This is a genomic window from Mycobacterium sp. IEC1808 (assembly GCF_002101935.1).
In the GTDB taxonomy this organism is placed as follows: domain Bacteria; phylum Actinomycetota; class Actinomycetes; order Mycobacteriales; family Mycobacteriaceae; genus Mycobacterium.
In genome coordinates, this window is record NZ_LQPV01000002.1 from 1 (window position 1) to 17,253 (window position 17,253).

At 69.0% G+C, this 17,253-nt stretch carries 23 protein-coding genes; 14 read left to right on the plus strand and 9 right to left on the minus strand.

The window, feature by feature from the left end:
• Window positions 1-355 precede the first annotated feature (355 nt).
• Genes rplN through rplO form a run of 10 tightly spaced genes read left to right on the plus strand, consistent with a single transcriptional unit; the run spans window position 356 to window position 4,525 of the window.
• Window positions 356-724 carry a 50S ribosomal protein L14 gene (gene rplN / locus AWB92_RS00160; RefSeq protein WP_003403649.1) on the plus strand — a complete coding sequence of 123 codons (369 nt, stop codon included), beginning with the start codon at window positions 356-358 and terminating at the stop codon, window positions 722-724.
• Window positions 725-1,042, plus strand: a complete 318-nt coding sequence (rplX, locus tag AWB92_RS00165; protein WP_068104465.1) for a 50S ribosomal protein L24 — start codon at window positions 725-727, stop codon at window positions 1,040-1,042.
• A complete protein-coding gene (gene rplE / locus AWB92_RS00170; protein ID WP_067006259.1) occupies window positions 1,042-1,605 on the plus strand; it encodes a 50S ribosomal protein L5 in 564 nt (187 codons plus the stop codon). Before rplX ends, rplE begins: the two co-directional genes overlap by 1 nt.
• A gap of 4 nt (window positions 1,606-1,609) precedes the next feature.
• Window positions 1,610-1,795, plus strand: a complete 186-nt coding sequence (locus tag AWB92_RS00175) for a type Z 30S ribosomal protein S14 (RefSeq protein WP_011739072.1) — start codon at window positions 1,610-1,612, stop codon at window positions 1,793-1,795.
• A gap of 19 nt (window positions 1,796-1,814) precedes the next feature.
• Window positions 1,815-2,213 carry a 30S ribosomal protein S8 gene (gene rpsH / locus AWB92_RS00180; protein ID WP_067158795.1) on the plus strand — a complete coding sequence of 133 codons (399 nt, stop codon included), beginning with the start codon at window positions 1,815-1,817 and terminating at the stop codon, window positions 2,211-2,213.
• Window positions 2,214-2,223: 10 nt separating this feature from the next.
• Window positions 2,224-2,763, plus strand: coding sequence for a 50S ribosomal protein L6 (gene rplF / locus AWB92_RS00185; protein ID WP_068104467.1), 540 nt, complete (start codon window positions 2,224-2,226; stop codon window positions 2,761-2,763).
• A gap of 41 nt (window positions 2,764-2,804) precedes the next feature.
• Window positions 2,805-3,173, plus strand: coding sequence for a 50S ribosomal protein L18 (gene rplR / locus AWB92_RS00190; RefSeq protein ID WP_142281883.1), 369 nt, complete (start codon window positions 2,805-2,807; stop codon window positions 3,171-3,173).
• 40 nt (window positions 3,174-3,213) lie between these two features.
• Window positions 3,214-3,909: a 30S ribosomal protein S5 gene (gene rpsE / locus AWB92_RS00195; protein WP_068104472.1), complete on the plus strand. Its 696-nt coding sequence runs from the start codon at window positions 3,214-3,216 to the stop codon at window positions 3,907-3,909.
• Window positions 3,906-4,088 (plus strand): 50S ribosomal protein L30, encoded by a 183-nt coding sequence (gene rpmD / locus AWB92_RS00200; RefSeq protein WP_068104474.1) that lies wholly within the window; start codon window positions 3,906-3,908, stop codon window positions 4,086-4,088. Before rpsE ends, rpmD begins: the two co-directional genes overlap by 4 nt.
• Complete coding sequence (gene rplO / locus AWB92_RS00205) at window positions 4,085-4,525, plus strand: 50S ribosomal protein L15 (protein ID WP_085183543.1); 441 nt, start codon at window positions 4,085-4,087, stop codon at window positions 4,523-4,525. Before rpmD ends, rplO begins: the two co-directional genes overlap by 4 nt.
• Here the strand turns inward: rplO and AWB92_RS00210 are convergent, their stop codons facing one another.
• Window positions 4,526-5,455, minus strand: a complete 930-nt coding sequence (locus AWB92_RS00210; RefSeq protein ID WP_085183544.1) for an LLM class flavin-dependent oxidoreductase — start codon at window positions 5,453-5,455, stop codon at window positions 4,526-4,528.
• Window positions 5,456-5,493: 38 nt separating this feature from the next.
• On the opposite strand from AWB92_RS00210, the gene sppA reads away from it, so the two are divergent.
• Window positions 5,494-7,269: a signal peptide peptidase SppA gene (gene sppA, locus AWB92_RS00215; protein ID WP_085183545.1), complete on the plus strand. Its 1,776-nt coding sequence runs from the start codon at window positions 5,494-5,496 to the stop codon at window positions 7,267-7,269.
• On the opposite strand, the gene AWB92_RS00220 is transcribed toward sppA, so the two are convergent.
• From AWB92_RS00220 to AWB92_RS00230, 3 genes are read right to left on the minus strand one after another with little or no spacing between them, the layout of a single operon-like run.
• Window positions 7,266-8,177, minus strand: coding sequence for a class I SAM-dependent methyltransferase (locus tag AWB92_RS00220; RefSeq protein ID WP_085183546.1), 912 nt, complete (start codon window positions 8,175-8,177; stop codon window positions 7,266-7,268). The genes sppA and AWB92_RS00220 overlap by 4 nt on opposite strands.
• A 10-nt stretch (window positions 8,178-8,187) precedes the next feature.
• Window positions 8,188-9,096 carry a class I SAM-dependent methyltransferase gene (locus AWB92_RS00225; protein WP_085183547.1) on the minus strand — a complete coding sequence of 303 codons (909 nt, stop codon included), beginning with the start codon at window positions 9,094-9,096 and terminating at the stop codon, window positions 8,188-8,190.
• Complete coding sequence (locus tag AWB92_RS00230) at window positions 9,089-10,033, minus strand: class I SAM-dependent methyltransferase (protein WP_085183548.1); 945 nt, start codon at window positions 10,031-10,033, stop codon at window positions 9,089-9,091. Before AWB92_RS00230 ends, AWB92_RS00225 begins: the two co-directional genes overlap by 8 nt.
• Window positions 10,034-10,130: 97 nt before the next feature.
• Here AWB92_RS00230 and AWB92_RS00235 point away from each other — a divergent pair, with 97 nt between their 5' ends.
• Both AWB92_RS00235 and AWB92_RS00240 read left to right on the plus strand, forming a co-directional pair.
• Window positions 10,131-10,919, plus strand: a complete 789-nt coding sequence (locus AWB92_RS00235; protein WP_085183549.1) for an SDR family oxidoreductase — start codon at window positions 10,131-10,133, stop codon at window positions 10,917-10,919.
• Window positions 10,916-12,130 carry an alcohol dehydrogenase catalytic domain-containing protein gene (locus AWB92_RS00240; protein ID WP_085183550.1) on the plus strand — a complete coding sequence of 405 codons (1,215 nt, stop codon included), beginning with the start codon at window positions 10,916-10,918 and terminating at the stop codon, window positions 12,128-12,130. The genes AWB92_RS00235 and AWB92_RS00240 overlap by 4 nt, the downstream gene beginning before the upstream one ends.
• Here AWB92_RS00240 and AWB92_RS00245 read toward each other — a convergent pair.
• Window positions 12,127-12,783 (minus strand): class I SAM-dependent methyltransferase, encoded by a 657-nt coding sequence (locus AWB92_RS00245; protein WP_142281881.1) that lies wholly within the window; start codon window positions 12,781-12,783, stop codon window positions 12,127-12,129. The genes AWB92_RS00240 and AWB92_RS00245 overlap by 4 nt on opposite strands.
• Before the next feature lie 65 nt (window positions 12,784-12,848).
• Between AWB92_RS00245 and AWB92_RS00250 the strand changes: the two genes are divergently transcribed.
• On the plus strand, window positions 12,849-13,706 hold the full coding sequence (locus AWB92_RS00250; protein ID WP_085183551.1) for an AraC family transcriptional regulator: 858 nt from the start codon (window positions 12,849-12,851) through the stop codon (window positions 13,704-13,706).
• Here AWB92_RS00250 and AWB92_RS00255 read toward each other — a convergent pair.
• The 4 genes from AWB92_RS00255 to AWB92_RS00270 are packed head-to-tail and all read right to left on the minus strand — an operon-like array spanning window position 13,695 to window position 17,248.
• Window positions 13,695-14,729, minus strand: a complete 1,035-nt coding sequence (locus AWB92_RS00255; RefSeq protein ID WP_085183552.1) for a dihydrodipicolinate reductase — start codon at window positions 14,727-14,729, stop codon at window positions 13,695-13,697. The genes AWB92_RS00250 and AWB92_RS00255 overlap by 12 nt on opposite strands.
• A gap of 3 nt (window positions 14,730-14,732) precedes the next feature.
• Complete coding sequence (locus AWB92_RS00260) at window positions 14,733-15,617, minus strand: MBL fold metallo-hydrolase (RefSeq protein WP_085183553.1); 885 nt, start codon at window positions 15,615-15,617, stop codon at window positions 14,733-14,735.
• Complete coding sequence (locus tag AWB92_RS00265) at window positions 15,618-16,271, minus strand: L-fuculose-phosphate aldolase (RefSeq protein WP_085183554.1); 654 nt, start codon at window positions 16,269-16,271, stop codon at window positions 15,618-15,620.
• Window positions 16,268-17,248 carry an NAD(P)-dependent oxidoreductase gene (locus AWB92_RS00270; RefSeq protein WP_085183555.1) on the minus strand — a complete coding sequence of 327 codons (981 nt, stop codon included), beginning with the start codon at window positions 17,246-17,248 and terminating at the stop codon, window positions 16,268-16,270. Before AWB92_RS00270 ends, AWB92_RS00265 begins: the two co-directional genes overlap by 4 nt.
• Between the last annotated feature and the right edge of the window lie 5 nt (window positions 17,249-17,253).

Below are 17,253 nucleotides of genomic sequence, written 5' to 3' on the forward strand. Positions count from 1 at the left end.
ATGCCCAAACGCCGCCGCACCCGCGCCCAAGACCGCGCCCACCGGGTGGCCACCGAACGCCGCCACAACCGCGACGCTCGCCTGGCCCGAAAATCGGAGACCCACGACTACTTCGCCCTGCCCCCACCCACCGGCGACGAGGAACCGCCACCCTTCTAGGCGAATTTGGCTCTGAGCTGGTCGTCCCCTAGACTCTAGGGGTTGCCTTGGGCAGACCTCGGCCGGTAAGCGAAAGCACTATCGGCCCCGCGTGCCCTTAGGTGACAAAGACCGCGCACGTCAGGTTGTTGGTGAGCACTGCTCATTGAGACGTTTTCTCCTGCCGTGCACATATGAAACCAGGTCAGGAGATCGAGTGATTCAGCAGGAATCGCGGCTGAAGGTTGCCGACAACACCGGCGCCAAGGAGATCTTGTGCATCCGGGTGCTCGGCGGTTCGTCGCGACGCTACGCCGGCATCGGTGACGTCATCGTCGCCACGGTCAAAGACGCCATCCCCGGCGGCAACGTCAAGCGCGGGGACGTCGTCAAGGCCGTCGTGGTGCGCACGGTCAAGGAGCGCCGTCGTCCCGACGGCAGCTACATCAAGTTCGACGAGAACGCCGCGGTGATCATCAAGCCCGACAACGACCCGCGCGGGACGCGCATCTTCGGGCCCGTCGGGCGCGAACTGCGCGAGAAGCGATTCATGAAGATCATCTCGCTGGCCCCGGAGGTGTTGTAGATGAAGGTCCACAAGGGCGACACCGTCCTCGTCATCGCGGGCAAGGACAAGGGTGCCAAGGGCAAGGTGCTACAGGCGTACCCGGAACGCAACCGCGTGCTGGTCGAGGGCGTCAACCGCATCAAGAAGCACACCGCGGTTTCCACCAACCAGCGTGGCGCCCGCTCGGGCGGCATCGTCACGCAGGAGGCCCCGATCCACGTGTCCAACGTGATGGTGGTCGACTCGGACGGCAAGCCCACCCGCATCGGCTACCGGCTGGACGAGGAAACCGGCAAGCGCGTCCGCGTCTCCAAGCGCAACGGCAAGGACATCTAATGACCACAGCAGAGAAGGTTCAGCCGCGCCTCAAAGAGCGCTACCGCAACGAGATTCGCGATGCGTTGCACAAGCAGTTTGGCTACGGCAACGTCATGCAGATCCCGACCATCACCAAGGTCGTCGTGAACATGGGCGTCGGCGAGGCGGCTCGCGACGCCAAACTGATCAACGGTGCGGTCAACGACCTGGCGCTGATCACCGGCCAGAAGCCGGAGATCCGTAAGGCGCGAAAGTCCATCGCGCAGTTCAAGTTGCGCGAGGGCATGCCGATCGGCGTGCGGGTGACGCTGCGCGGGGACCGCATGTGGGAGTTCCTCGACCGGCTCACCTCGATCGCGCTGCCGCGTATCCGTGACTTCCGCGGGCTTTCGCCCAAGCAGTTCGACGGCGTCGGCAACTACACCTTCGGACTGGCCGAGCAGTCGGTGTTCCACGAGATCGACGTGGACAAGATCGACCGGGTCCGCGGCATGGACATCAACGTCGTCACCTCGGCGACGACCGACGACGAAGGACGAGCCCTGTTGCGGGCCCTCGGATTTCCGTTCAAGGAGAACTGACTAGATGGCTAAGAAGGCACTGGTTAACAAGGCCGCGCGCAAGCCCAAGTTCGCGGTGCGCGGCTACACCCGCTGCAGCAAGTGCGGACGTCCGCGCGCGGTGTTCCGCAAGTTCGGGCTGTGCAGAATCTGCCTGCGCGAGATGGCGCACGCGGGCGAACTGCCCGGCGTGCAGAAGAGCAGCTGGTGACGGGACATAGGACGCAACTATGACGATGACCGATCCGATCGCCGACTTCCTGACCCGTCTGCGCAACGCCAATTCGGCGTACCACGACGAGGTGACGTTGCCGCACTCCAAGATCAAGGCCAACATCGCCCAGATCCTCAAGAACGAGGGCTACATCAACGACTTCCACACCGAAGACGCTCGGGTCGGCAAGTCGCTGGTTGTCCAGCTCAAGTACGGGCCGAGCCGGGAGCGCAGCATCGCCGGCCTGCGCCGGGTGTCCAAGCCCGGGTTGCGGGTGTACGCGAAATCCACCAACCTGCCGCGCGTGCTCGGCGGACTGGGCGTGGCGATCATCTCGACCTCGTCGGGTCTGCTCACCGACCGTCAGGCAGCCAGACAGGGCGTGGGCGGCGAAGTCCTCGCGTACGTGTGGTGAGGGGTTAAACATGTCACGTATTGGTAAGCAGCCGGTTCCGGTCCCCTCCGGAGTCGACGTAACGATCGACGGCCAGAACGTCTCGGTGAAGGGTCCCAAGGGCAGCCTGAACCTGACCGTCGCCGAACCGATCACGGTGGCGCGCAACGACGACGGCGCGATCGTGGTCACCCGCCCCAACGACGAGCGACGCAACCGCTCGCTGCACGGGCTGTCGCGCACCCTGGTGTCCAACCTGGTCACCGGCGTGACGGAGGGCTACACCGTCAAGATGGAAATCTTCGGTGTCGGCTACCGCGTGCAGCTCAAGGGCTCCAACCTCGAGTTCGCGCTGGGCTACAGCCACCCCGTCGTGATCGAGGCGCCCGAGGGCATCACGTTCGCGGTCCAGTCACCGACGAAGTTCACGGTCACCGGGATCGACAAGCAGAAGGTCGGTCAGATCTCGGCGAACATCCGCCGCCTGCGCCGTCCCGACCCGTACAAGGGCAAGGGCGTGCGCTACGAGGGCGAGCAGATCCGCCGCAAGGTCGGAAAGACAGGTAAGTAGTCATGGCGCAAACAAAGACGGCCGCCCCGGCCGGAAAGCCGGTGGGGCAGAACGTATCCGAGACGCGGCGGGTCTCCCGGCTGCGCAGGCACGCGCGGCTGCGCAAGAAGCTGGCGGGCACCCCGCAGCGCCCACGCCTGGTGGTGCACCGCTCCGCGCGGCACATCCACGTGCAACTGGTCAACGACGAGAACGGCACCACGCTGGCCGCGGCGTCGTCGATCGAGGCCGACGTGCGTGGCCTGGACGGCGACAAGAAGGCGCGCAGCGTGCGGGTCGGTCAGTTGATCGCCGAGCGCGCCAAGGCCGCCGGCATCGACACCGTGGTCTTCGACCGCGGCGGGTACACCTACGGCGGACGGATCGCCGCGCTGGCGGATGCCGCGCGCGAGAACGGATTGCGATTCTGATGAACAACATCAGCCTGATGACAACTGGAAGGACCGCATAATGGCGGAACAGTCGGCCGGCGGGCAGGGCCCGGACAGCCGCGACAGCCGCGACTCGCGCGGTGACGGCCGCGACAGCCGCGGCCGGCGCGACGGTGGTGGCCGCGGCGGTCGTGACCGCGACGGCGAGAAGAGCAACTACCTGGAGCGGGTCGTCGCCATCAACCGCGTCTCCAAGGTGGTCAAGGGTGGACGGCGATTCAGCTTCACCGCGCTGGTCATCGTCGGCGACGGCAACGGCATGGTCGGCGTCGGCTACGGCAAGGCCAAGGAGGTGCCGGCCGCGATCGCCAAGGGTGTCGAGGAGGCGCGCAAGGGCTTCTTCCGGGTCCCTTTGATCGGCGGCACCATCACGCACCCGGTGCAGGGTGAGGCGGCCGCGGGCGTCGTGCTGCTGCGTCCCGCCAGCCCGGGTACCGGCGTCATCGCCGGCGGCGCGGCCCGCGCCGTCCTGGAATGTGCTGGGGTGCACGACATTCTGGCCAAGTCGTTGGGCAGTGACAACGCGATCAACGTGGTGCACGCGACCGTGGCCGCGCTCAAGCTGCTGCAGCGTCCCGAGGAGGTGGCCGCTCGCCGCGGACTGCCGATCGAGGACGTCGCCCCGGCCGGCATGTTGAAGGCGCGCCGGGAAAGCGACGCACTGGCCAGTGCGGCGGCGGCGCGTGAGGCTCAGATTTCGGGAGCGCAACCATGAGTCAGCTCAAGATCACCCAGGTGCGCAGCACCATCGGTGCTCGCTGGAAGCAGCGTGAGAGCCTGCGGACCCTGGGCCTGCGGCGGATCCGCCATTCGGTGGTCCGTGAGGACAACGCACAGACCCGCGGCCTGATCGCGGTGGTGCGCCACCTCGTCGAGGTGGAGGAGGCCAAGTGACCATCAAATTGCACGACCTGAAACCCGCACCCGGGTCGAAGAAAGCGCGCACCCGTGTCGGTCGCGGCGAGGGCTCAAAGGGCAAGTCGGCCGGGCGCGGCACCAAGGGCACCAAGGCCCGCAAGAACGTGCCGGCGACCTTCGAGGGTGGCCAGATGCCGATTCACATGCGGCTGCCCAAGCTCAAGGGATTCCGGAATCGCTTCCGCACCGAGTACGAGATCGTCAACGTCGGCGACTTGGGCCGGCTGTTCCCGCAGGGCGGCGCGATCGGCGTCGACGAGCTGGTGGCCAAAGGCGCGGTTCGCAAGAACTCGTTGGTCAAGGTCCTCGGCGACGGCAAGCTGACCGTCAAGGTCGACCTGTCCGCGCACAAGTTCAGCGGCAGCGCGCGCGAGAAGATCACCGCGGCGGGCGGCTCGGTCACCGAGCTGTAGTCAGCTCAGCTGCGGAATGACCTCCGCGGCAAGGCGTTCCATCTGTTCGCGGTTCTCTCCTACGTCGGCGCCGACGGGGTTGAGTAGCAGGTACTCGGCCCCCGCGTCGATCACCTCGCGCAGCCCGCGCACCACGTCGTCGGGCGTGCCCGACACCGGCACGTCATCCCCGCCGGGAATGGAATCGCCGTAGATGCGATGAAGGCCTTCGAGCACCCGCTCCCGGGCCCGCGACGCGTCGTCGTCGACCGTCAGGTAGACCCGCTTGCCAATGGTGAAGTGCGCCGGGTCCTTTCGTTGTTCGGCGAGTTCGCGGCGCACCACCGCGACAGCCCCGGCGAACGCCTCGGTGGTCGACGAGCCCGCGCCCAGAAACGAATCACCGTGGCGCACCGCCCTGGCCAGCGCCTTGGGGGCCAGCCCGCCGAACCAGATCGGCGGATGTGGCCGCTGCACCGGCTTGGGTTGAATCGGTAGGTCGTCGACGTCGCGGAACCGGCCGTGGAACGTCACCCGGGGCTCGTCGGACCAGGCCGCCTTCATCAGCTCCAGGCCTTCGGTGAAATACGAGATGTAGGTTGCCTTTTCGACGCCGAAGGCGTCGAATCGGCGAAAGCCGCCGCCGGCCCCGACGCCGAGGTCCAGCCGCCCGTGGCTGAGCCGGTCGACGGCGGTGGCGGACGAGGCCAGCTGCAGCGGGTCGTGCAGGGACGTCACCAGGACGGCGACCCCGAGGCGCAGCCGCTCGGTGCAGGCGGCGCAATAGGCCAGCAGCTCCAGCGGCGCCAGCAGCGGCGCCTCGCCGATGATCTGCTCGAGGACCCAGCCGCCCTCGAACCCGAGTTCCTCGGCGCGGGCGAGGTAGGCGCGCAGACCGGGCGCGTCGAAACGGTCGTAGTCGAATTGGGGGATCGCGATGGAAAACCTCACCCGACCACCGTACGGCGCCCGATCGGTAGGCTGCGAATATGTTCGGTTTCCTGCCCTCGGTCCCAAGCCTCGACGACGTCCGCGCCCTCGCCGGCCGCGTCGACACGGCGCGCCACCACGGCGTGCCCAACGGCTGCGTCCTCGAGTTCGACCTGCGCTCGGCGCCGCCGGAGAGCACCGGTTTCGACCCGGTGGCGATGATCACCGGGGGCAACCGGCCGATGTCGCTCCGCGACACCGTCGCGGCGATCCACCGCGCCGCCGAGGACCCGCGGGTCGCCGGGCTGATCGCGCGCGTGCAGCTCGCGGCGGCGCCGCCGGCCGCGGTCCAGGAACTGAGGGAGGCGATCGCGGCGTTCGCCGCCGTCAAGCCGTCGCTGGCCTGGGCCGAGACCTACCCGGGCACGCTGTCCTACTACCTCGCCTCGGCGTTCGGCGAGGTGTGGTTGCAGCCCTCGGGCAGCGTCGGCCTGATCGGCTTCGCGAGCAACGCCATGTTCCTGCGCGACGCGCTCGACAAGGCGGGGATCGAAGCCCAGATCATCGCGACGGGCGAATACAAGTCGGCGGCAAACCTTTTGACCGAGGGCGGCTTCACCGAGGCCCACCGCGAGGCCGTCACGCGGATGCTCGAGAGCCTGCAAGAGCAGGTGTGGGCAGCGATCGCCGAGTCGCGCAAGATCGAACCGGAGGCGCTCGACGAGTTGGCCGACCGGGGCCCGCTGCTGCGCGACGACGCGGTGGCCTCGGGCCTCGTCGACCGGGTCGGATTCCGCGACGAGGCCTACGCGCGGATCGCGGAACTGGTTGACGTGCAGGATATTTCGGACGAAAACACTCCGCCCCGGCTCTACCTGACGCGCTACGCCGGCGCGGCCCGGCCGCGACTCAGCCCGCCCGTGCCGTCGGTCCCGGGCCGCCGGCCCAAGCCGATGCTAGCCGTGGTCACCGTCGACGGCACGATTGTCACCGGACGCGGTGGCCCGCAGTTCCTGCCGCTGGGCACGTCGACCGCCGGCGCCGACACCATCGCGGCGGCGCTGCGGGAGGCCGCCGCCGACGATTCGGTGTCCGCGATCGTGCTGCGGGTGGACAGCCCGGGCGGTGCGGTCATCGCGTCCGAGACCATCTGGCGCGAGGTGAAAAGGGCCCGCGAGCACGGCAAGCCAGTGGTGGCGTCGATGGGTGCAGTGGCGGCATCCGGGGGCTACTACGTCGCGATGGGCGCCGACGCGATCCTGGCCAACCCGGGCACGATCACCGGCTCGATCGGCGTGATCACCGGCAAGCTGGTGGTGCGTGATCTGAAGGATCGCCTGGGGGTCGCGTCGGATACGGTGCGCACCAACGCGAATGCCGACGCCTGGTCGGCCGACGCGCCGTTTACGCCGGAACAGCGCCGGCATCGCGAGGCCGAGGCCGAGCTGCTGTACAGGGACTTCGTCGAACGGGTCGCCGAGGGTCGCAAGTTGAGTGCCGAAGCCGTGGAACTCGTTGCGCGGGGCCGGGTTTGGACCGGAGCCGACGCGCTCGAACGCGGCCTGGTCGACGAGCTCGGCGGCTTCCGGGCCGCGGTGCGCCGGGCCAAGGTCCTGGCTGGGCTGGACGAGGACGCCGAGGTGCGCGTCGTCAGCTATCCCGGGTCGTCGCTGCTGGACCTGGTGCGGCCGCGGGCCTCGTCGCAACCGGCCGCCGCGTCGCTGCCGGATGCGCTGGGCGCGCTGCTGGGCCGCTCGATCGCCGGGATCCTCAGCAATGTCGAGCAGACGCTGGGCGGCGTCAGCGCGCTGTGGCTGGGAAACCCGCGTCTCTAGTTCAGCGTGCCGCTGATGAAGATGATCTCGCCGAGCGGATCGTCCTGCTCCGGCGGCGGCACCTCGATGTCGTTGCGCCGGAACAGTTCCGTTCGCTCGACGCCCTCCGCGTCCCACCCCTTGGACCGCAGGTAGTCAACGACGTGGTTTCGTTCCCCGGTGTAGACCAGTGACGCCATGTCGACGTCGACGCCGTGCTCGCGGAATACGCCAGCCATGTCCTGCACCCGGCTGGGGTCGAAATCGATGATGCCGGGGACGAATTCGGTGGCGACGGTGCTGCCGGGCGCGCTGAGCGCTGTAATGTTGTCGAACAGCCGGTCCTGGGCCTCCGGCGGCAGGTAGATCAATAGGCCCTCGGCCAACCAGGCGGTCGGCGCCGTCGTGTCCAGCCCGGCCTCGCGCAGCGCGGCCGGCCAGTCTTGCCGCAGATCGACGGCGATGGTGCGCCGGGTGGCGGTGGGTTCGGCGCCGATGCCGGCCAGCGTGGTCGTCTTGAACTCGATCACCTGCGGCTGGTCGATCTCGTAGACCACCGTGCCGTCCGGCCACGGTAGCCGGTAGGCGCGGGAGTCCAGTCCGGATGCCAGGATGACTGCCTGGCGCACCCCGGCGCCCACCGCGTCGATGAAGTAATCGTCGAAATACTTGGTGCGCACCGCCATTCCGTCGGCCATCGCCTGCATGCGCGCCGGCGACGCGTTCTCGAACGCGTCGAGGTCGAGCTCGCCGTCCAGCATCTTGGTGAACAGATCCACCCCGACCGCGCGCACCAATGGCTCGGCGAACGGGTCGTTGATCAGGCCGCGGGGATCCCTCGTCGCCATGGCGCGGCCGGCCGCGACCATCGTCGCGGTGACGCCCACGCTGGAGGCCAGATCCCAGTTGTCGTCATGAGCGCGTGGCATAGGCGAAACCCTACTTGAAGGTCGCGGCCACGTAACTCAAGTCGCCGAAGGCGGCCGCCATCGCGTCCTCGGGGAACTCAAACCCGTTGCTGGCGTACAACTCCCGGGCGGGGTAGGCCGTCACCTGCCAGCCGTGGGTCTTGAGGTAGTCGACGACGACGTTGCGCTCACCGCGGTAGAACAGGTCGGCCGCGTTGAGGTTGAAACCGAAGCGCTGCCAGCGCTCGGAGATGCGCTGCAACCGCTCGTCGGTGAACGCGTTCGGGTCCGGGACGTGTTCGGTGGCCAGCCGGCTGCCCGGAGCGCTGAGCGCCGTGATGTGGTCGAACAGCCGGTCCTGGGCGTCGGGCGGCAGGTAGGGCAGCAGACCCTCGGCGCTCCACGCGGTCGGTTGGGTGACGTCAAATCCGCCGTGGGCCAACGCGGCCGGCCAGTCGTCGCGCAGGTCGACGGCGATCGTGCGGTGCTCTGCGGTGGGGGTGGCGCCGAGGTTGGCCAGCGTGCCGGTCTTGAACGCGATGACCTGGGGCTGGTCGATCTCGTAGACCACCGTGCCGGCCGGCCACGGCAATCGGTAGGCCCTGGTGTCCAGGCCGGAGGCCAGAATCACCGCCTGCCGCACACCGTCGGCGGTGGCGCCGGTGAAGAAGTCGTCGAAGAACCTGGTGCGCACCGTGATCTGTTCGCGCCGGGTCTTCCGGTTGAACAGCGCGTCGTCCTCGAAATCGATCTCGCCGTCGATGATGCGGATGAACGGGTCAAGCCCGACGGCGCGGACCAGGGGATCGGCGAACGGGTCGTCGAGCAGCGCATCGGGTCCCTGTGACGCCACCGCGCGGGAGGCCGCGACCATGGTGGCCGTGGCGCCGACGCTGGACGCCGGTCCCCAGCTGTCACCCTCGGTGCGGCCCTCACTCATGGGTGCCGCTCACGTAGAGCACGTCGCCCATCCGGGTGTCGTCTCCCTCGAGGGGCGGAAGGTCATTGGCCGCGAACAGCTCTCGGATGCTGATGCCTTCCAGCGCCCAACCACGGTCCCTCAGGTAGGTAGCCGCCTCGTTGCGCTCCCCGAAGTAGACCAGCCCCGCCATGTCCAGCTCGAAGCCGTGCGCACGCCAGCGTTCGGAGATCCGCTGCATGCGCTCCTTCAGCTTCTCCTCGTCCCCGGGCTCGGGGCTGGGCGCGCTTTCCGTCGCCAGCCGGCTCCCCGGAGCGCTGAGTTCGGTGATCGTGTCCAACAGGCGGTCCTGCGCCTCCGGCGGCAGGTAGCCGAGCAGGCCCTCGGCGCTCCACGCGGTCGGCCGCGTTGGGTCGAATCCGGCGGCGCGCAGCGCGGCGGGCCAGTCGTCGCGCAGGTCGACGGCCACCACCCGCCGGTAAGCCGTCGGGGCGGTGCCGAGTTCGGCAAGCGTGCGCGACTTGAACTCGATGACCTGCGGCTGGTCCACCTCGTAGACGACGGTCCCGGCCGGCCAGTCCAACCGGTACGCGCGGGAGTCCAGCCCCGAGGCCAGGATCACGACCTGCTTGACGCCGGCCTGCGTCGCACTCAGGAAGAACTCGTCGAAGAACTTGGTGCGCACCGCCATGTTGTCGGCCATCCGGGACATCGCCCCGGTCGACCCGTTCGCGCCGTCGTGCACGTCGTTCAGGTCGCTCGGATCCACCTCGCCGGTCGCCAGCCGGGTGAGCAGGTCGACGCCGACGGCCCGGACCAGCGGCTCGGCGAACGGGTCGTCGATGAGCGGACGATCGGCGCGGCTCGCCACGGCGCGGGCGGCCGCGACCATCGTCGCGGTCACCCCGACGCTGGATGCCAGGTCCCAGGTGTCGCCCTCATGCCTGGTGGAAGTCATGGTCTGCCCCTATTCGGACGTAGTTAATCTAATATTTAGCCGATATAACAAGCTTCTCCCACTGTACGCTTCCCGCGATTCGCGGCAACCTTGACGGATGGCGAACGCAGAGCCCTTCGAGGCGGCGGGTAAGCGGGTGCTGATCACGGGTGCCTCGTCCGGACTGGGCGCGGCCCTGGCCCGGCGACTGGCGACCCAGGGGGCGGTGGTGGGGCTGATCGCCCGCCGCCGGGATCGCCTCGCCGAGGTGCTGGCGGAGTGCCGGCGCACCTCGCCGGAATCGGCGATGTGGGTGGCCGACCTGGCGGACAGCTCGGCGCTGCGGGAGCTGGCGCTGCGGGCGTGGGACGAGCTCGGCGGCGTCGACGTGCTGATCAACAACGCCGCGATCCCGAAACGCCGCCCGGTCGCGGCCCTGGATCCCGGCGAGGTCGAGGACGTCATGCGGATCAACTTCTTCGCCCCGATGCGCCTCACGCTGGCCCTGCTGCCGCGGATGCTGCAGCGCGGGTCCGGCCTCATCGTCAACGTGTCCAGTGTCGGCGGCCGGCTCGGCATCATCCACGAAACCGCTTATTGTGCAAGCAAATTCGCGCTGTGCGGCTGGAGCGAGGCGATGGCCGTCGACCTGCACGGCAGTGGGGTTGTGGTGAAGCTGATCGAGCCGGGGCCCGTCGACACCGAGATCTGGGATCACCCGGGCAGCGAGGAGCCGCTCTACCAGGGGCCGAAGGTGCCCGCCGACGAGGTGGCCGAGGGCATCATCGAGGCGCTGGCCGGCGACACGTTCGAGCATTATGTTCCGGACATGAAAGCGGTCGTGGACGCGAAGAACGCCGACCTCGACGCGTTCATCGCCGGTGTCGCAGGAATGGCTCCGCGATGAGGGCGCTGGTGTACGGCGTGCCGCCGGAGCCGTCGCCCGGACCCGACGACGCACTGACCCACAGCCCTGTCGCACTGCGGGAGGTCGCGGATCCTCAACTGCCGCACGAGGATTGGGTGCTCACCCGGCCGCGGCTGACCGGCATCTGCGGCTCGGACTCCAAGCAGATCCTGATGGACTTCGGCGAGGCCGACGCCGACAACGCCATGTCCGCCTTCTGTTCTTTTCCGCAGGTCATGGGCCACGAGGTGGTCGCCGACGTGGTGGCGATGGGACCCAAGGCCCGGGGGCTGGAGGTGGGCCAGCGCGTGGTGCTCAACCCGTGGCTGTCCTGCGGCCCGCGCGGCATCGAGCCGCCTTGTCCCGCATGCGAAAGCGGTGACTACAGCCTGTGCTGGAGCTTCACCGACGGCGACATCAAGCCCGGCATCCACACCGGGGTGTCGGCCGACGTGACGGGTGGCTACGCCGAACTGATGCCCGCCCACGACAGCATGCTCTTTGCGGTTCCCGATTCCGTGCCCGACGAGCTCGCGGTGTTCGCCGACCCGTTCTCGGTGTCCCTGCACGCGATCACCCGCCATCCGCCGCCGCCCTCGGGCCGGGCGCTGGTCTACGGGGCCGGCTCGCTGGGGTTGTGCGCGGTCGCGATCCTGCGGGCGCTCTACCCCGACGTGGCCGTCGCGGTGGTGGGGCGGTTCGAGGCCCAGAAGGAACTGGCCCGCCGGTTCGGCGCGGCACTGGTGGTGGATCACGAACCGCGCCTGGCCGTCATCGAGGAACTGGTCGCGTGGGGCGGCGGTCGGCTGCGCCAGCCGCTGCTCGGCTTGCCGATGGCCTATCCGGGGGCGCTCGACGTCGTCTACGACACCGTCGGCAAGCCCGAGACGTTCGAGGTCGGGGTGCGGGTGCTGCGGGCCCGCGGCACGCTGGTGAAGGCCGGCGTGCATGCGCCCGGGCGGTGGGAGTGGAGTCCCTTGTATTTCAAGGAGATCGCCCTCGTGGGGTCGAACGCGTTCGGGGTCGAGGAGGTCGAGGGCGAGCGCCGCCACGCCATCGCCCACTACCTGGACCTGGCCGCCGCCGACCGGGTGGACCTGCGCCCCATGCTGACCCACACCTTCGGCCTCGAGCAGTGGCGCGAGGCGTTCCTGGCGATCGCTAACCAGGGCGACAGCGGCGCCGTCAAGGTCGCGTTCGACCAGCGTTAGGCGGGGCGCGTGGCGCGGTAGTAGTTCAACCGCCCGAGGACGCGGTGCGGCGTCGACGCAACCTCGGCGCAGTCGAATCCCGCCGCGTTCAGCAGTCGGGGAATCGCGTCGCCGAGGTTGCCGGCCGCGTGGGGGTTGCGCCTGATGAGCCGCGTCAACAGGCCGTGCTCGGCGGTAATCTCGCCGCCGATGTCGACGAGGTGCAGCCTGCCGCCGGGACGCAGGACGCGGAAGATCTCTTCCGCGGCGGCGGGTTTCGCGTCTTCGTTGATGTGGTGCAACATCATCGAGGACAGCACCCGGTCGAATTCACCGTCGGGGTAGGGCAGCCGCTCGGCGTAGCCCTGTTCGAAGCGGATGTCTTTTAGCCCAATGCCCTTGCGCCGCGCCCGCTCCAGTGCCCGGGGATCGGGGTCGGATCCCGTGACGTCAACCGTGGGGTGGGCACGTTTGACACGGGTGGTGAGATTGCCCGTGCCGCAGCCGATTTCCAGAACCCGCTGGCCGTCGGCGAGTTCAGCCTGCGCGATCAGCGTGTCGTAGACCTTCGGCATGCCCAGCAGGCGGGCGAACAGGTCGTAGCAGGGCAGCAGCGAGTCGTGGCCGGCGGCGGGCAGATAGTCATGTGGATGATGCTTTGTCATAGAGTTCATGATTAACCGCTATCCTGCTTCAGAATTGGTCGATCTTCGATGAAACTAGGATTATCTTTCGTACCATGACCCAGCCAGCTCGGATGGTCCGGCATCGCCGGGGCGTGCCCATTTACGCATATCGGACCGATCCGGACACCCCTCCGGTGTCGGTGCTGCGGGCCAGTCGCGAAGACCTGCCGGAGCACGGCCGACACATCCACGACTTTCCGGCGCTCTGGTACAGCCCTGGTCCGGGCTGCGTGTATGTACTGGCGGCGGGTGAGGTGATCGACCCGGCCCAGGTCGTGGGTCGTATCGATGTCGGGGTCGGGGTCTTCTTCGATCCCGCGGCGCTGGGGGAGGACGGGCGATCGCCATGGCCGACGTGGCGGGCGCATCCGCTACTGTTCCCGTTCCTGCACGGCCGATCCGGGGGACTACTGCGGCTGGAGGTGCCCGCGCACCGGCGGTCGGCGTGGGAGGGTGCCATCGCGTCGATCGAAGCCGAATTGACCGCGCGCCAACAGGGTTACCAGCAGGCGTCGCTGGCGCATCTGACGCTGCTGCTGATCGACCTCGCGCGCCTGGCGGTCGACGTGGTCGGCGACCTGCGGCGCAGCGGCGAACCGCTGCTGGCCGAGGTGTTCGCGGTGATCGACCGCCGGCACGCCGAGCCGCTGTCCCTGCGCGACGTGGCGGGTGAGCTCGGCATCACGCCGGGGCACCTGACCACCGTGGTGCGGCGCCGCACCGGACGCACGGTGCAGGAGTGGATCGTCGAGCGCCGGATGGCCGAGGCCCGGACGTTGCTCACCGAAACGGATCTGCCGATCGCGGAGGTCGCTGGCCGCGTCGGGATCGGCGACCCGGGCTATTTCAGCAGGCTCTTCCGCCGCACGCACGGCACCTCACCCCGCGCGTGGCGCGGTTCAAACCGCTAGTGCCCCATGTGATCCCATGATGGGCAGGTCGATCGGGGTGATGACGCCCGGCGGCGCCTCGCACAGGAACGGTATGGCGTTGACCGCCGCAACGGCCGTGCTGTCCATCAACACGGTCATCACGTCCTGGCCGGGCTCGCCGAATCGGATCGTCGCGTCGACGCGTGGTTGGCCGTCGATCGCCACGGAAAAACCCTTGGGGTCGGTCCATTTCGGGTCGAGCGCGTCGTCGCTCATCGTCCAGCAGATGGCCAGCTCGACCACCGGACGGCCGCCGCGAAAGCCGCGATAGGTGCGCCGCTGGCCCCCGGCGGTGCCGGCGGCGTAGTCCACCCAGCCCAGATTCAGATCCCGGGTCAGCACCGCGGGCTCGACGAATGCATCCTTGGAGTCGAGCTCGGTGCCCAGCATGGTGGCGATCATGTCCAACGTCTCGAAGTAGCCCAGGCCATATCGTTGCGTCGCGGGGTCGAGGTGCGTCACCGGCTCCCGGGGCGTTTTCCCGAATCCGAGCACCTTCCACACGTCCTGGACGGGATAGGTTGTGCAGTCCAGCGTTTCGACGAGCTTGACGCTGCGGACCGTTCGGCAGGCGCCGGTGAGAAATCCGGCGACGACGTTGATGAAGCCCGGCTCGAACCCCGTTCCCAGGAAGGTCGCACCGCCCTGTCGCGCTGCCTGCTGCAGCGCGGGGAGCTCGGTCGGGTGATGGGTGCCGGTCACGAAATCCCCCGTGGTGACGACGTTGATGCCGGCGCGCAGCATCCCGATCACCAGGTCGTAGTCGATGGCGCGGGGCATGTAGTTGACGCAATCCGGTTTTAGCGCGATCAACGCGTCGACGTCGTCGGTCGCGGCCACGCCGACCGGGGCCTGGCCCGCCAGCTCGCCGGCGTCGCGGCCCACCTTGTCCGAGCCGAAGGCGTGGACACCCACCACCTCGAAGTCGTCACGATCCAGCAGGACGCCGAGGGCGCGAGTGCCGATGTTGCCGGTCGACCATTGGACTACGCGGTACGCCATGGCTCACACCGTATCGATGTCGAGCCAATCCTCGACGTCGAATCGGTCGGCCACCGCGCGGATGGTGGCGCCTCCGTGACCCGGGTAGTGCGCGGGTATCACCGCGGCCTTCGCGCCGACGGCCTCGGTGAAGATCCGGCGGCGGCTCACCGCGGCCGCCGGGCCGTCCACGTCGAAGGCGCAGGCGTCGGCGGGGCGCCGCAGTTGCAGTGGGCTGTGGGTGAGGTCGCCGACGAAGACCGCGGGCCGGCCCGCATCGAGCCACAGCACCGAGGAGCCCGGCGTGTGCCCGGGGGCGGGCCGCAGGCGCAGCGACGGGCTGATCTGGCAGTCGTCCGACCATAGGACGAGCTGGCCCGCCTCGGCGATGGGCGCGACGCTGTCCGCGAACACCAGCCGGTCGCCGGGCTGCCCGCCCGCGGGCCCGTCGGGGGAAAAGTGGCGGTAGTCAGCGGCCGGCACCAGGTATCGGGCGTTGGGGAACGTCGGCACCCAGGCGTCGTCCTCGAGCATCGTGTTCCACCCGACGTGATCGGAGTGAATGTGCGTGTTGATCACGACGTCGACGGCATTGCGGTCCACGGCCGCGGCCGCCAGCGCGGCCAGGAACCCGGTGTTGAGGTGGTCCAGCGGTGGCATGTGCGGGCGCTCGCGATCGTTGCCGACACCGGTGTCCACGACGACGGTCAGCCCGTCGACCTCGATGACCCAGCTCTGGACCGCGATGTGCCACTTGTCTGTCGTGGGGTCGAAGAAGTCGGGCACCAGCAGGTCGGCGTTGTCCCGCCATCCCGATGGCGGCGTCTGCGGGAAACAGTGGGTGCCCAGGTCGAATTGCAGTTCCAGCACGCGCGTCACGCTCGCGTGGCCGAACCGGACCCGGCGCATCTAGGCGTTGGCGCGCAGGTAGCCGTATACGCCGGCGAAGTTGCGGTTCACCTCGTCGGGGATCGGCACGGGACCGCCGAGAGCTCTTGCCCCCCAGACGATTTGGGCGGTCCGCTCGACCAGGGCGGTGATGTGCAGGGCCTTGTCGGGTCGTGGCCCCACGGCCACCAAGCCGTGGTTGGCGATCAGCGCGGCGCCCCGGCCCTCGAGCGCCTTGACCGCGTTGGTGCCGACCTCGGGCGTGCCGGACGCGGCGTAGTCGGCGCAGCGCACCTCCCCGCCGCAGTAGACGGCGAACTCGTCGATGCACGCCGGAATGGGTTGGTGGGCAATGGCGAACATGGTCGCCCACACCGGATGGCTGTGGATGACGCTGCCGATGTCGTCGAAGGCCTGGTAGCACGCCAGGTGCAGCTTCGCCTCCGACGACGGGAACCGGCCGTCGCGCGCGTGCAGCACCTCGCCGTCCGGGTCGATCAGCACCAGGTCGTCCAGCTGCATGTCGCGGTAGTCGACCGACGACGGCGTGATGACGATGTTGCCGTCCGAGCGGCGCGCCGAGATGTTGCCTGCGGTGCCCTCGACCAGGCCGCGGCGCAGCATGTCCTTGGCCGCGTCCAGCACGGCGTCCTCGGGGTTGGTGACGGATTTCATGGGCCCAGCACCTCCGGGTTGACGATATGGGTGGGCGTCTCGCCGCTCAGCAGGGCTTCCAGGTCATCGGCCACCATCAGCGCCTGCCGGGCCTCAGTGTTCCACGTGGCGCCCCCGATGTGGGGCGTCAGCACGACATTGGGCATTGCCGTCAACGGATGATCGGCCGGCAGCCATTCGCCGACGAAGTGGTCCAGGCCCGCGGCGGCCACCTTGCCGCCGCGCAGGGCGTCGACGAGCGCGTCGGTGTCGTGCAGCTGCGCCCGGGCGGTGTTGAGGAAGACGACGCCGTCGCGCATGGCCGCGAACTGCCGCGCGCCGATCATGCCGGCGGTGTCGTCGGTGACGGGCGCGTGCAGGGACACCACGTCGGCCTCGGCGAGCAGTTCGTCCAGGCCGTGACGGGCCTCGTCGTTGTAGGGGTCGTGCGCGATCACCCGCATGCCCAGCCCGGCCAGCCGCCACTGGGTGGCCCGGCCGACGGCGCCGAGGCCCACCAGCCCGGCGGTGCGCCCGGCGATCTCCCAGCCGCGGAACCGCTGATACGGAATGCTGCCGTCGCGAAAGATGTTGCCGCCGCGGACATCCGCATCGGCGGTCAGCAGGTGCCGAGTCACGGCCAGCAGCAGCGCCACCGCCATCTCGGCGACGGCGTCGGCGTTGCGGGCGGGGGTGTTCAGCACCGGGATGCCGGCCGCGGTGGCCCCGTCGATGTCGACGTTGTTCGGGTCGCCCCGGGTGGACGCGATCGCGCGCAGGCCCTGCTCGAACACCGGGCCGCGCACCGAGTCGCCTTCCACCACAACGACATCGGCGGACTCGGCCGCGATCCGCTCGGCCAGTTGCTCGGGGCTGTAGATCCGCAGCGGGGTCTGCTCGATCCAGGGGTCGTACAGCACGTCGGCCAGTTGCCTGAGCTTGTCGAACCCCGGCCCCCGCAGCGGCGCGGTCACCAGGGCACGCGGTCTCGATGTCACAGACG

What these genes read in the sequence shown, in the direction of transcription:
- rplX (WP_068104465.1), top strand. Translation starts at nt 725, where the DNA reads ATGAAGGTCCACAAGGGCGACACCGTCCTCGTCATCGCGGGCAAGGAC.
- rplE (WP_067006259.1), top strand. Translation starts at nt 1,042, where the DNA reads ATGACCACAGCAGAGAAGGTTCAGCCGCGCCTCAAAGAGCGCTACCGC.
- AWB92_RS00175 (WP_011739072.1), top strand. Translation starts at nt 1,610, where the DNA reads ATGGCTAAGAAGGCACTGGTTAACAAGGCCGCGCGCAAGCCCAAGTTC.
- rpsH (WP_067158795.1), top strand. Translation starts at nt 1,815, where the DNA reads ATGACGATGACCGATCCGATCGCCGACTTCCTGACCCGTCTGCGCAAC.
- rplF (WP_068104467.1), top strand. Translation starts at nt 2,224, where the DNA reads ATGTCACGTATTGGTAAGCAGCCGGTTCCGGTCCCCTCCGGAGTCGAC.
- rpsE (WP_068104472.1), top strand. Translation starts at nt 3,214, where the DNA reads ATGGCGGAACAGTCGGCCGGCGGGCAGGGCCCGGACAGCCGCGACAGC.
- rpmD (WP_068104474.1), top strand. Translation starts at nt 3,906, where the DNA reads ATGAGTCAGCTCAAGATCACCCAGGTGCGCAGCACCATCGGTGCTCGC.
- sppA (WP_085183545.1), top strand. Translation starts at nt 5,494, where the DNA reads ATGTTCGGTTTCCTGCCCTCGGTCCCAAGCCTCGACGACGTCCGCGCC.
- AWB92_RS00220 (WP_085183546.1), bottom strand. Translation starts at nt 8,177, where the DNA reads ATGCCACGCGCTCATGACGACAACTGGGATCTGGCCTCCAGCGTGGGC.
- AWB92_RS00225 (WP_085183547.1), bottom strand. Translation starts at nt 9,096, where the DNA reads ATGAGTGAGGGCCGCACCGAGGGTGACAGCTGGGGACCGGCGTCCAGC.
- AWB92_RS00230 (WP_085183548.1), bottom strand. Translation starts at nt 10,033, where the DNA reads ATGACTTCCACCAGGCATGAGGGCGACACCTGGGACCTGGCATCCAGC.
- AWB92_RS00235 (WP_085183549.1), top strand. Translation starts at nt 10,131, where the DNA reads ATGGCGAACGCAGAGCCCTTCGAGGCGGCGGGTAAGCGGGTGCTGATC.
- AWB92_RS00240 (WP_085183550.1), top strand. Translation starts at nt 10,916, where the DNA reads ATGAGGGCGCTGGTGTACGGCGTGCCGCCGGAGCCGTCGCCCGGACCC.
- AWB92_RS00245 (WP_142281881.1), bottom strand. Translation starts at nt 12,783, where the DNA reads ATGAACTCTATGACAAAGCATCATCCACATGACTATCTGCCCGCCGCC.
- AWB92_RS00250 (WP_085183551.1), top strand. Translation starts at nt 12,849, where the DNA reads ATGACCCAGCCAGCTCGGATGGTCCGGCATCGCCGGGGCGTGCCCATT.
- AWB92_RS00255 (WP_085183552.1), bottom strand. Translation starts at nt 14,729, where the DNA reads ATGGCGTACCGCGTAGTCCAATGGTCGACCGGCAACATCGGCACTCGC.
- AWB92_RS00260 (WP_085183553.1), bottom strand. Translation starts at nt 15,617, where the DNA reads ATGCGCCGGGTCCGGTTCGGCCACGCGAGCGTGACGCGCGTGCTGGAA.
- AWB92_RS00265 (WP_085183554.1), bottom strand. Translation starts at nt 16,271, where the DNA reads ATGAAATCCGTCACCAACCCCGAGGACGCCGTGCTGGACGCGGCCAAG.